Source organism: Bacillus sp. M5A3_1b, assembly GCF_053345335.1.
Genome location: NZ_JBKEZY010000001.1, coordinates 908,058 through 921,477 on the forward strand (window position 1 = coordinate 908,058; position 13,420 = coordinate 921,477).

A 13,420-nucleotide genomic window follows, 5' to 3' on the forward strand; every position below is an offset into this window, starting at 1 on the left:
GCTACCGACCACTATTCTTGTCATTTTTTATCGGTAATTCGATATATTTTCACACGTCTTTCCTATACACAATCTTCCCATCAATTACGGTCATTTCTGCTTGTACTTCTTTTATTTCTTCTGCCTCTACCTCAAATATATTTCGATCTACTATCGTAAAGTCCGCTTCATATCCCTTTGCGATTTTCCCTCGCTTCGCTTCTTTTCCGATTGCATAGGCACTTCCTGTTGTAAATAAAGAGATAGCTTCATATACCGTTAATCTTTCCTCTGGCATATAGCATACGCCGTCAATAAAACTTCTACGTGTAACAGCACTATATATGCCTAAAAACGGATTCACTTGTTCAATTGGCGCGTCAGACCCACCGTTGCAGTGTAATCCCGCTTCTAGTAACGTCTTCCAAGCATATGCATATCCAAGACGATGCTCGCCTAGTTTTTCAATGACTGATGGGAAGTCCGATGACACAAAGACGGGCTGAATATCAATAATAGCCGGCAAGTGTTGCATTCTCTCAATCAATTCTTCACGAGCTAACTGACAATGAATAATACGATCGCGAAAACCTTCTGCTGGTGGATATAATTCAAGTGCATCAATGACATATTCAAGTGATAAATCACCTATTGTATGAATCGCAACTGGCATATGTAAATCCCGTGCTTTTTTCACTAACTCCGCAAGCTCTTCACGTGAGAAGATTGCAACTCCATTTGTTTCCTGCGCATCTTCATACGGTTCACTTAATAAAGCTGTTCTTCCGCCAAAAGAGCCATCAGAAAAAATTTTCATCGCTCCAAATTCAATATAATTCTCATTTTCATATTCTTTTCGTTCATGTGCCACTTCATGATGAACGAGCAAATGCGCTTTAAAGGGCATTTCTTTTATAACATGAGAAAACGCATTATGCGTTTTTCTAAAACCACCGTAATAATTTAAATCTTCCGTATGCCCGCCAACAAGTCCGTATTGCCAGCAATCTTTAATCGCTGTTTGCAGAGCTCTTTGTAAGTAGGCTTCATCAATTTCAGGCTGCACATGTTTTATTAGTTCTTGTCCTTGTTCATATAAAAGCCCTGTTAAATTATTCAATGCGTCCCGGCCGACTTTTCCTCCTTTCGGGTCTTGCGTCGTTTCTGTTATGTGCGCTTCTTGCAATATGTATGAATTCACCCATGTAACGTGGCGACAAACGCGCTTTAATAAAATAGGGTGTTCTTTAGAGATTTCATCTAAATCACGTACATGAACTTGTTTTGTATCTGTAAAATTATTTTCATTCCAGCCTTCTCCAATAACCCAAGAACCTTTTGGCGCTTCTTCTACTCGCTTCTGAACAAGAGTCAACACTTCGCTATAAGATGTACAATTTGATAAGTCTAGACGGAGTAACCTCTCCCCGTGCCCAATAAGATGCATATGACTATCAACGAGACCTGGGATCATCGTTTTGCCTTTTAAGTCATACAACTTCACGTCTGAATATCGACTTTCTAGCTCTTCCTTACTCCCAGCATCAACAATCATGCCCTTTTCAACATAAATAGCTTCTACTTTTTCATTCTCTTCTCGCATCGTGTAAATGGTGCCGCCATACCAAATTTCTCCCATATGCTCATCCCCCTTTTCCCTTTAGTCTACGAAATTAGAGCGTATAAAAAAGCACCATTTCGATTAAAAATGGTGCTTTTCTAAAAATTACTTTTGTTCAGTAGGGTTCGTTGTGATTTGCCATTCAATGCTAAATTTATCTTTAAGTTGTCCGTATGCTGGGCTCCAGAACGTTTCTTGAAGTGGCATAATCACTTCTCCACCCTCTTGTAACTTTTCGAATACTTCTTTCGCTTTTTCTGCATTACTAATTTGAATTGCAATTGTTACTTGAGATCCGATTGCATGCCCTTGACCTGGGAATGTATCAGAAATCATAAGGTCCGTATTACCAACTTTTAAAGTAGCATGTAAAACGCGCTCTTTTGCTTCAGCTGGAATCGGGTATTCTGGATTTTCAGGCATGTCACCAAAAGTTTGCATGATTTCTACTTTTGCGTCTAACGCCTCTTTATAAAACTGTACAGCCTCTTGCCCACTACCATCTAAAACTAAGTACGGATTAATACCTAAAATCATACGGACACCTCTTTTTTAAGTTTATAAATATCGAACTTGTGTTCGTTTTTATATTATCATTGTTTGGCATTTCATTCAACTATTTCCTTCACTGTTTTCAAAATTATTTTGACGGAATCTCCATCTCTTGTTTTCTAAGCTCAATACGGCGAATTTTTCCGGAAATCGTTTTTGGTAGTTCATCTACAAATTCAATTTTGCGAGGGTATTTATATGGTGCAGTGAGTTCTTTGACGTGTTGTTGGAGTACTGGAATTAATGTTTCTTCATTCTTGTCTATATTCTCTCTTAATACGATAAATGCCTTCACGACACTTCCGCGAATTTCATCAGGGCTTGCGACAACCGCACACTCTCTTACATAAGGATGTTTTACGAGCGCATCTTCTACTTCAAACGGCCCAATTGTATAACCAGAGCTAATAATAATATCATCACCGCGCCCTTCAAACCAGAAATAGCCGTCTTCATCTTTCTTCGCTTTATCACCGGTAATATAATAATCACCGCGGAATTGCATCACTGTGCGCTCATCGTCTTTATAATATTGTTTAAAGAGGGCTGGCGTTTCAATGTGAACTGCGATATCACCAACTTCTCCTACCTGTACCGGAATACCTTCTTCATCTACAATATCAACGTGGTTGCCTGGCGTTGGTTTTCCCATTGATCCCGGTCTAATATCCATCCCTTTCATTACACCAACAAGCAATGTATTTTCCGTTTGCCCGTAGCCGTCTCTTACTGTAATATTAAAGTGCTTTTGGAACGTTTCAATGACTTCTCTATTTAATGGCTCACCTGCGGATACAGCGCTATGTAACGCTTCTAAATTGTACTCACTTAAGTCTTCTACTTTTGCCATTAATCTATACTCAGTCGGCGTACAACAAAGCACATTCACCTTATTATCACCTAATAAGTTTAAATACGTTTTTGGTTCAAATTTACCGTTGTATACAAATCCTGTCGCTCCTGATCCGAGTGTTGCTAAAAACGGGCTCCAAATCCACTTTTGCCAACCTGGACTAGCCGTCGCCCATACAACATCATCCTCTTCAATTCCGAGCCAATTTGGAGCGCTCGTGCGCAAATGAGCGTATGCCCACGCATGCGTATGAACAACACCTTTTGGGTTTCCTGTCGTTCCTGACGTGTAAGATAAAAAGACCATATCTTCTTTATCAGTCTTCGCCATTTCTAACATGTCACTTTCTGTTTCTAACGCTGTTTTTAAATTAATCCATCCATCTACTGACTGCTCGCTCAGAACGAATTTTTGAAGAGATTCCATCGCTTCTATATCATCAAACTGCCCAATGTACGGCTCATAACTTACGATTGCTTTTACTTCCCCGTGCCCAATGCGATATTCTATATCCTTTTTGCGCAACATTTCCGAACTCGGAATTACGACAAATCCTGCTTTAATCGCAGCGATATACGTCATGTACGCTTCAATTAAGCGCGGCATCATAATGAGGAGCTTGTCCCCTTTTTGCAGACCACTCTTTATAAAAGCGTTTCCAATTTTATTCGCACCTTTCATAAGCTCAGCGTATGTAACTTCTCGTCTATTCCCTTTATCATCTTGCCAAATTAAAGCAAGCTTATCTTTATCACCTGTATATTTCTCTATTTCAGAAACTAAATTATAAGACGGTGGCGCCAACAATTCCTCTCTCTTCATACAATATCCTCCTCCATTTCTATGCCTCCCTTATATAATAAAGAATTTTCAGTTAATTTTGAACCCTCTTCTTTTGACAAATTTTTTATGTCTATGTCGAAATGAATGTATAACGGTGCAAACAACAAAAAGAAAGAGCGGGAAAACCCGCTCTTTCTAAGCCATCTTATATGGGATTATTTTTGGTAACCGCCTAATTGTTGCTCAGCTAGTGAAACTAGACGTTTAGTGATTTCACCACCAACAGAACCGTTAGCGCGAGCAGTTGCATCTGCTCCAAGTTGAACACCAAACTCTTGAGCGATTTCGTATTTCATTTGGTCTAATGCTGATTCAGCACCAGGAACCGCTAATTTATTTGTGCTACGTGACATGTTATATCACCTCCTTGTGAGTATAGAGTGTGATAAATAACATGACTTCATACACGTTTTAGATATGGTAATTTATGGTTTTAGAAAAGTTCTTCGAATTTGTCTTCTTCCGCTACTACTTCTACCGTTTGTAATACCATTGTTTCTTTGTTCGCTACAGCTTCATCGATTAATGGTGTGAAATCGTATTTCGCTTCAAAACGATTCGCTTTTTCACGCTTCGGCTTCGTCGCTGGGCTTGCTGGTGTGAATACTGTACAGCAATCTTCGTACGGACGAATTGAAATATCATATGTGCCGATTTCTTCAGCGATTTTAATAATTTCTAATTTATCCATCGTAATAAGTGGACGAATAACCGGATAGTTTGTTACTTCGTTGATTGTATGCATACTATCTAATGTTTGGCTTGCTACTTGTCCAAGACTTTCACCAGTCGTAATTGCAAGTGCATTACGCTCCTCTGCGATACGCTCTGTAATACGCATCATCATACGGCGCATAACTGTCATTGAATAGCTAGATGGAATTTCTTTATTAATCGTTTTTTGCACTTCTGTAAATGGAACAAGGTGAAGCGTTACACGTTTACAGTACTTCGTTAACTCTTGTGCTAAATCGATTACTTTTTGTTTTGCACGCTCGCTTGTGAAAGGTGGGCTATGGAAATGAACTGCTTCCACAGACACTCCGCGTTTCATCGTTAAGTACGTTGCTACTGGGCTATCGATACCACCAGAAAGAAGTACCATTACTTTTCCGCCAACACCAACTGGTAAACCACCAGCTCCCATATGCTCACCACACATAATATAGCTGTAACCACTGCGAATTTCTATACGTACATTCACATCTGGATTATGAACATCTACTGTGATATCCTCTGTATTTTCTAAAATGTGTCCACCGATTTCTGGAAGTAACTCCATCGTCTTCATTGGGAAGCGCTTATCAGAACGGTGCACTGTAATTTTAAATGTTTTCACATCATCTTTTACTTGTAAGAAAGCTGCTAATGCACCCTTTTTAATATCTTCTAATTCTGATGGTACTTTCATCGCTAAGTTAAACTTATGAATACCGAATACATCTTTCAATCTTTCAGAAATTGCTTCATGGTCTTCGCCATTTAATTGAATGTACATACGGTCATGCGTTGCATCGATTTTAATATTTGGGAACTTTTTCAGCTTGAACTTTACGTTATCTTTCAATGTGCTTACAAATTTAGAGCGGTTCTTACCTTTAGTCGTCATCTCTCCATAACGAACTAAAATATATTCATATGTCATCATATTCCTTTACCTCATCACTTCATATAATTTTGGCATCGTCTCTTTCACAATACCTTGAAATTGTTTTACTTCTTCCATCGTGTTTTCTGGTGCCAAACTAATACGAATAGCACTTGCAGCAGCGGCATGGGGTACTCCCATTGACACTAACACTCTGCTCACTTCATTTGCTTTTGAAGAACAAGCAGACTTCGTCGATACATATACACCGTGCTCTTCTAAAGCATGAACGACCACTTCTGGTTTTAAACCAACAAATGACACATTTAAAATGTGCGGTGCTGCATATGCAAGCGACGTATTAATCGTTACATCTTCCATCTCTTTCAAGAAACGGACAAGCTCTGTTTGTAAATTGTGCAAATGAGCTATCTTTTCTTTCATTTGTTCCATTGTCATGCGAAGTGCTTTCACCATCGCTACAATGCCAGGTAAGTTTTCTGTACCAGAGCGATACTTAAGCTCTTGTTGACCACCTGATAAAATTGGATCTAACCTTACGCCATCACGTACATAAAGAAGACCCGTTCCTTTTACACTGTGGAATTTATGTCCAGATATTGAGCAAAGATCAATATGAGAAGCATATAAATCAAGCGGTACTTTTCCTATCCCTTGTACATGGTCCACATGGAATCTTATTTTCGGATAGTTCGATAATAACGTTCCAATTTCAGCAACAGGCTGAATTGCTCCAGTCTCGTTGTTCACGTGAATAATTGACACAAGAATCGTATCTTCACGAAGTGCTCGTTTTACATCCTCTACCGATACAACACCATGCTCATTAACCGGCAAATATGTTACATCAAAACCGAGATCTTCTAATTGTTTATATGCTTCAAACACAGACGCGTGTTCAATATTTGTTGTAATAATATGTTTACCGCGCGAACGATTCCTCATCGCTATTCCTTTAATCGCAAGGTTATTCCCTTCCGTTCCACCTGATGTGAAAATAATCTCAGAAGGTTTAACGTGAAGAAGCTGCGCTGCAATCGTTCTTGATTGTGTTAATAGACGCTCTGCCTCTCCCCCAAGCGAATGAATAGAAGAAGGGTTTCCAAAATATTTTCCAGCAACCGTTACGTACGATTGAAGGGCTTCTGGATATGGCTTCGTCGTCGCACTATTATCAAAATAGATCATCGTTCTTCCCCTTTCAGCGCTATCACATCATATAATCATATCACAAATACGTGTAATTACGCTAAGACTACTCAAAGGTTCCATTTTATCCCGATTGTGAAGGCCGATAATTAGTGAGGATGACCCTACTGACTACAGTTTCACTATATTTTAAAACGAATAACCTTACTGTATTCCGCTATTCATTATAGCAACATCGTCCCCAAAATTACACAAAAAAACAAACCCTTATGAAAGGGTTTGTTCATTGTCTACATATTCAGCTATTTTTTGAACAACGCCAGGCTCAAGTTGCTCTAGTACAGAAGCCGCTTGTTCTAAAGCTGCATCGTATTGATATTCACGGAATAATTTCTCCGCATAATCTAAGCTCTCTGCAAGGTTCTCATCATGACTGCGGTAACGATTACCGTATTGAATTAATTTTTCAACTAAATACGCTTGTCCAATTAACTCTTCTGTCATTTCAGCTACACCATTAACAGTTGTGTACGCTTCTTCTAAACTGCTATTTACAGCGTTCATATTTAACGGTTTTACTTCTAACTGTTCATATACAGCTTGCATTGCCATTTGTCCTCTTTGTAAATCTTCCATAATGCTTTCTGGAAGACCTGGCAAATTCGACTTTTGCATAAAACGTTTCGTTTCAAAAATGATATTTCGCATTTCTTGTAACTTCTCACGTGCTTCAAATTCTTCTTTACGCATCGTTTGCAGCATTTCTTTATATTCTGCATGAAGTACTTTTAACGTTTCACATTGCTCATAAACCTCTTCTAGTTCCTCACGAATAATAGAAAAGGCAATATCTTGTTCAGCAACGCGTAATTGCAGCATTTCAAAACGTTTCATTAAAATGTGCATTTGCTTTTCAATTACCTTTTGAGACTCAATATCCTTATCTTGTAACTGATAACTTTGTTTCACAAGTTGTGTTTCTGCTTTTGTTTCAATCGTTTCAATGCGAATTTCTTCTAAGTCTTCATAAACAGAAAGTGTTTTTTGCTCCACATAATGTCTCGCATGTACTTCTTGTTCCAGTTGATCATAGAAGCCATCTAAACGCGTTTTTAAGTTTTCTACTTTTTCAGCTGCTTCGGTTATATGAAGCTCCTGTATATCCATTAAACATGTGTGTAGTTGTGTCGTCATATCACGAACTTCTTTAGGGACTTCCAAATACTCTAATACATAACCTTGTCTTACCATATCATTATGTCCTTGTAATAAATCTTCCAGCTGAACTGGTAACGTCGCTTGACACTCTACCAATAAATCCGGAATTTGATGAATAATGATTTCTAAGCTTGCCAAACCTTCTTCTAAACTAATAACAATTTCTCTCGCTTTTAAATAGTCACCATTATCTGTTGCCTCTTCAAAGCTTTTAAACTTATTAGATTCAATATCTAGCATCTCTTCGATTTTCTGCTCTGCTGCTCCATACATATGTCTATGAGCAAGAACACTCTTCTTCATACTACGATATGTATCACGTAACTCTTCAATTTCCGAGCTATTTTTTTCATGGCTTTCTAACAATTGCTGTAATTCATTTAAAATATCTGTAATACGATTATCAGCGTCATCTAAACCACTTATGGATTCATTCATCGCATGCTTTGCTTTTCGGAAGGAGAATTGCGAGGCGAATTTTCGCGCTTGCGCTAAATCTTTGTCTGCTTTCGGAAGGGTTGTTGATACAATCTCATCCCATTCTTCACGCCATTTACCGAACAGTTCTTCTGTTTGACCCGTCATGTTTAAATCTTTCACCCGTTTTAGTTCATCTGCCACAGGTTTATCTTTTATCTCTTGTTTCCACTGCTCCAGTGCTTCAATATCTTTATATGAACGATTTCTTATCACAAGCTCTATCATGAGCAGCACTAGAATAGAGCTTACTACAATGATAACGATCGTCAGGATAGAATCCATGCAAAAAAGCCTCCTAGTTATATCTCTTTTTTTGTCCGTTCCGTTTATGAAATGGAAGGCATTATGTATAAAAAGGGAATCCCCCTATATTTAACAACTAACAATGTACTAATCATACCATGTAATGGCGTGTTTTTGACCTAGTTTTTTTTAAAATTTCATGTTTCTTTCAATGCAATTGTAATCTTTCTCAATCTTCTGTTTCGATTATCTCCCATCATCAAATGATTGTAATAACAGGTTCTCTTTCATATGAGATGCGAAATAAATTTTGCGCACAAGTGGTGGTTCAATAGAAATCGCATACACATTCCCTTGCTTTACAGCTTGCTCTACTGCCATTTCTGGAAGTAACGTAATACCAAGTCCAGCTCCGACCATTGCAAGCATCGGTTCTGCATAAGAAGTTTCAAATGCAATGATTGGTTTCGCCCCTATCCCTTGAAACATATTCGTAATCATTTTCCTTACATCACAAATTTCTGGATATACGATTAACTTTTCATTTTGCAAATCTTCCATTCGGATTACTATTTTCTCTTTATAAAGATGATCACTTGAAACTAGACAAACAATTTGTTCTTCTCGCATTTCTTTTATACACGTAGCGTCTTCTACTACTGAATCGACGAACATCGCTTCAATCTTCCGCTCTTTAAAGAGTCCCATTAATACTTTCGTATGCTCAATTTTCCATTCTACTTCGAATCCGTCACCTAATACATCTTTATATTTTGATATATAATACGCTGCTAAACTTGGCAATATGCCTATAGAAATTTTCCGCTTCTCTTGAAAATTCTTCATTTCGGCTTTCACTTCATGTATGTGTTCCAAAATCGGTAACATCCTTGTTATAAATAACTCTCCAGCCTCTGTTAATTCCACTCCTTGTGCGGAACGCTTCAGTAAAGTAACCTTTAAATCCGCTTCTAACCTTTGAATTTGCTTACTAAGCGCGGGTTGAGAAATATGTAAAAGCTTACTCGCCTTCGATAAACTTCGCGTATTCTTCACTTCAAGAAACGATCGTACTGCCTCCAAATCCATCGTACACACCTCTAACAAAAAGTTATAACTGTCATAAAAAATCGATATTTCCTTCTATAAACAATTACTCTTTATACTTATTTCATCAACTTACTATAACGAAATGTAAAGGGGAAAGATACTCTTGGACAAAAAACAAATGCTACTCGGATCCCTCCTATGCTTACTTGCCGTAACGGCTTGGGGATTTATGTTTCCTGTTATGGCAAATGCTCTGCAGTTTATCGATCCGTTCTTCTTCACAACTATCCGGTACGGATCAGCAGCTATTATTTTTCTTATTTTGCTATTCATTACTGAAGGAAAAACTTCACTCCACTTAGAAAAAAGAACACTTTCGTTATTCTTTTACGGAACAGTCGGTTTCGCTGGATATGGTTTTCTCATTTTTTACGGCCAACAACTTGCCGGGCCTTCTGGGGCCATCCATGCTGCGATGATTCAATCTCTTATGCCGCTCATCGCTTTATTATTGCAGTGGATAACAAAAAACAAACGCCCACAAAACTACACATTCCTTTGTATGTTCGTTGCATTGATCGGTGTTATGCTTGTCATTTCAAAAGGAAATATTCACTTATTATTTGGAGCTGCCAGTCACCTCTCAACAAATATACTTATGCTATGCGGCGTTACTTGCTAGGTCATTTATACGAACGGTGGTGCTCGTTTTCAATCTTGGTCACCACTCAGGTATACGACGTTAACTTGTTTATTCGGCTCAGTTTCACTCATCGTTATCGTCACTTTCTTCACTTACACAAACATCGTTACTATGCCGTCACTTCGTACCATTATGAGCGTTCGTTTTGAACTCTTGTATATGTCGATTGTTGCAGGTGTTATCGCTGTATTTTGCTGGAACACAGGAAATCGCCATATTTCATCTATTAACGGCATATTATTTATGAATTTAGTTCCTGTACTTGCACTTATCGGTTCCATCTTTCGAGGTTATACAGTCGACAAAATTGAAATTGCCGGAGCCTCATTAACAATTATCGCGCTCTTATGCAACAATGTATGGCAAAGGAAAGAAAGCACAAAAATCCCCACCTCAGTTCGTTAGGTGGGGATTCTTCACATATGAACAGCTCTTGGCAATTCATAGTACATATTCGTTATACATAATGTGTGTTCCATCCATTGCTCAATTTCTTTCGTGTACATTTCTATGAAAAATGTCTCAGACGGAAAAGAATGCAGCACTTCTGATATATATTGCGGATATAAAAACGGCATATTCATCATGCCTTTTAATTGCGTCATAAACATTGTAAAAGATACCTTTTTAAACTCTTGCTTTATTTGTCCCTGTCTAATCATTTGCTCTATATAATATCTTTCTTTAGAAAAGTAAATGGTCATCACTTCGCGAATTAATGTCGTATCAAGTGAAAGCTCTCGGTAGAAGAAACGTGTCAGTTCCCTATTTTCAAATTGATATCGTAAAATCTCGCGCACCATTTGCACCATCACATCTTTAGCCGACAAATATTCTCTCTGTTCGAACGACATTTCAATCACATGAATATATCCTTCTAAAAAGTCAGTAATAAGCTGTTCTAATAAACCTTGCTTTCCAGCAAAATAATATGAAATATTCGCTACATTCACATCCGCTCGCTTTGCAATTTCTCGCACCGACGTTCCATCATAACCTTTCGTGTTAAACAACGATATTGCCGCATCAATTACTTTTTGTTTCGTCTGTTTCATGCGCTCACTTCCTCTCACTGAACAGCTATAGTTTAAATTTCTTGACTTTTAAGACAAATTCCTTTAATTTTCTATCGACAAAGTCATGTGAAATACATCGTATTTTGCTAATATTTTACACATCTCGATAAAAAGGGAGTTGTTTCCATGTTTACTAAAGAAAGTTATGCAGGTTCTCGTGAAGAACAATACGAGACAGTAATTAAACAACTGGATGCATTATTAACTGGCGAACCGAACGTAGTCGCAAACTTATCAAATGCGTCCGCATTATTAAATCAATTTTTAGATCGTGTGAATTGGGTTGGCTTTTATGTAACAGACGGAAATCAGCTTGTTCTTGGACCTTTCCAAGGAATGCCTGCTTGCGTGCGCATTCCATTTGGACGAGGCGTTTGCGGCGTTGCAGCTGAAACAAAAACAACGCAGCTTGTAGCAGACGTTCACCAATTTCCAGGACATATCGCTTGCGACAGTGCTTCTAATTCAGAAATCGTCGTACCAATCGTGAAAGAAGGAACTATCATCGGTGTACTTGATATTGATAGCCCTGAAAAAAATCGTTTTGATGAAGTAGATCAGCGCTATTTAGAAAAGTTTGTGGAAACACTCCTAAAACATATTTAAAAAAGAAAAGAGTGAGTTATCGATTGCGTACATCACGTACGAAACCGATAGCTCACTCTTTTTTATTGATTACTAACAGTAGATATTTTCTTTAGTGCCTGTTCTAAATCAGAAACGATATCCTCCCATGATTCTAAACCGACAGATAAACGTATTAAATTATCGTAAATACCCATTTCTTGTCTTAGCTCAGCTGGAATCGCAGCGTGCGTCATCGTTGCCGGATGCTGAATTAACGTTTCTGTATCCCCTAAACTTACGGCAATTGTAATAAAGTGAAGGTCATTGATAAACGCTTGCGTCTCTTCTTTTCCGCCTTTAATTGAAAAAGAAATCACACCACCGCCCCGTTTCATTTGGCGAGATGCTAACTCCCCTTCTGGATACCAAACACCTTCTACCGCATCATGATTTTTCAGAAACGATACAATTTTTTCTGCATTATCACAATGGCGGTCCATTCTTACCGCTAACGTCTTTAATCCGCGTAACAATAACCAAGCATCAAACGGCGCCATAATACCGCCGATATCTTTTCGCATCGGGCGAATTTTTTCAGCTAACGCTTTCGTTTTACAAATCGTTACACCTGCCACAACATCGCCATGACCACCAATATATTTTGTCGCACTATGAACAACCACATCACAACCAAGCTCAAGCGGTCTTTGTAAATACGGTGAACAAAACGTATTATCAACAACGACAAGTAAGCCATTTCGCTTCGCAACCCGAATAACTTGTTTTAAATCGATTAATTTCATCGTTGGATTAATCGGTGTTTCAACGAAAATAACCTTTGTATTTGGACAGATTTTATTTTCGACATCATCCTCTGTCTCCATATCACAAAACGAATGCGTAATCATAAATTTCTCTTCTAACACTTCTAAAAAACCGTACGTGCACCCGTATAATCCATTTGAACAAATAATATGATCTCCAGCTTTTAAAAAGCCAATTAACGTTGCTGAAATAGCTGCCATTCCTGATCCGAAAGCAAGTGCTTCTTCTCCTCCTTCTAACACCGCCATACGTTCTTCAAATAATTTTACAGTTGGATTTCCAAGTCTTGAGTAAATATAAGATGGATCCACTCCCGCAAAACTCGCCTCTCCTTGCTGCGCAGTCTCAAATGTAAATGTAGACGTTTGAAATAAAGGTGGTGTTAAACTTCCTTTATGTTCCTCAGGTGTATAACCGTGATGAATTAACGCTGTCTCCATATGCTTCTTTTTCATAAAAACATCCCCTTTTATGTTTTTATTGCCGCATATTCACCAGTAAAAACTGATGAACGTTTTTACTACATTTTATGTAAGCGTTTTATTTGTGTTTCTATCTCTTCTTTTATATTGTTTTAAATTCCTTCTTATATTAATTTCCAAAATTTATATGCATAAAACAAAAACGTACTCGCTTGACGAAACTCTAGGTA

At 38.1% G+C, this 13,420-nt stretch carries 11 protein-coding genes and 1 pseudogene; 2 read left to right on the top strand and 10 right to left on the bottom strand.

Annotated features, from left to right (window positions below):
* Nucleotides 1–49: 49 nt before the first annotated feature.
* From ACLBWW_RS04785 to ACLBWW_RS04820, 8 genes are all read right to left on the bottom strand, one after another.
* Nucleotides 50–1,618, bottom strand: coding sequence for an amidohydrolase (locus ACLBWW_RS04785; protein WP_048544428.1), 1,569 nt, complete (start codon nt 1,616–1,618; stop codon nt 50–52).
* Nucleotides 1,619–1,705: 87 nt separating this feature from the next.
* The gene (locus ACLBWW_RS04790) at nt 1,706–2,137 is read right to left on the bottom strand and encodes a VOC family protein (RefSeq protein ID WP_048544430.1); all 432 of its coding nucleotides are present in this window, start codon (nt 2,135–2,137) and stop codon (nt 1,706–1,708) included.
* Between the two features lie 103 nt (nt 2,138–2,240).
* Entirely contained in the window at nt 2,241–3,827 is a 1,587-nt protein-coding gene (gene mbcS / locus ACLBWW_RS04795) for an acyl-CoA synthetase MbcS (protein WP_048544432.1), read from the bottom strand.
* A 176-nt stretch (nt 3,828–4,003) separates the two neighbouring features.
* A complete protein-coding gene (locus ACLBWW_RS04800; RefSeq protein WP_000091640.1) occupies nt 4,004–4,201 on the bottom strand; it encodes an alpha/beta-type small acid-soluble spore protein in 198 nt (65 codons plus the stop codon).
* 80 nt (nt 4,202–4,281) lie between these two features.
* The gene (gene thiI / locus ACLBWW_RS04805) at nt 4,282–5,496 is read right to left on the bottom strand and encodes a tRNA uracil 4-sulfurtransferase ThiI (RefSeq protein ID WP_048544434.1); all 1,215 of its coding nucleotides are present in this window, start codon (nt 5,494–5,496) and stop codon (nt 4,282–4,284) included.
* Between the two features lie 6 nt (nt 5,497–5,502).
* The gene (locus ACLBWW_RS04810; RefSeq protein ID WP_098069298.1) at nt 5,503–6,645 is read right to left on the bottom strand and encodes a cysteine desulfurase family protein; all 1,143 of its coding nucleotides are present in this window, start codon (nt 6,643–6,645) and stop codon (nt 5,503–5,505) included.
* 228 nt (nt 6,646–6,873) lie between these two features.
* The gene (gene ezrA, locus ACLBWW_RS04815; protein ID WP_048544438.1) at nt 6,874–8,586 is read right to left on the bottom strand and encodes a septation ring formation regulator EzrA; all 1,713 of its coding nucleotides are present in this window, start codon (nt 8,584–8,586) and stop codon (nt 6,874–6,876) included.
* A gap of 207 nt (nt 8,587–8,793) precedes the next feature.
* Nucleotides 8,794–9,636, bottom strand: a complete 843-nt coding sequence (locus ACLBWW_RS04820) for a LysR family transcriptional regulator (protein ID WP_048544441.1) — start codon at nt 9,634–9,636, stop codon at nt 8,794–8,796.
* A 124-nt stretch (nt 9,637–9,760) separates the two neighbouring features.
* On the opposite strand from ACLBWW_RS04820, the pseudogene ACLBWW_RS04825 reads away from it, so the two are divergent.
* Nucleotides 9,761–10,705 (top strand): annotated as a pseudogene (locus ACLBWW_RS04825) (DMT family transporter).
* Between the two features lie 11 nt (nt 10,706–10,716).
* Here the strand turns inward: ACLBWW_RS04825 and refZ are convergent.
* On the bottom strand, nt 10,717–11,355 hold the full coding sequence (refZ, locus tag ACLBWW_RS04830; RefSeq protein WP_048544445.1) for a forespore capture DNA-binding protein RefZ: 639 nt from the start codon (nt 11,353–11,355) through the stop codon (nt 10,717–10,719).
* 147 nt (nt 11,356–11,502) lie between these two features.
* Here refZ and ACLBWW_RS04835 point away from each other — a divergent pair, with 147 nt between their 5' ends.
* Nucleotides 11,503–11,982 carry a GAF domain-containing protein gene (locus ACLBWW_RS04835; protein WP_048544449.1) on the top strand — a complete coding sequence of 160 codons (480 nt, stop codon included), beginning with the start codon at nt 11,503–11,505 and terminating at the stop codon, nt 11,980–11,982.
* 62 nt (nt 11,983–12,044) lie between these two features.
* Here the strand turns inward: ACLBWW_RS04835 and megL are convergent, their stop codons facing one another.
* The gene (gene megL, locus ACLBWW_RS04840; protein WP_048544450.1) at nt 12,045–13,223 is read right to left on the bottom strand and encodes a methionine gamma-lyase; all 1,179 of its coding nucleotides are present in this window, start codon (nt 13,221–13,223) and stop codon (nt 12,045–12,047) included.
* Nucleotides 13,224–13,420 lie beyond the last annotated feature (197 nt).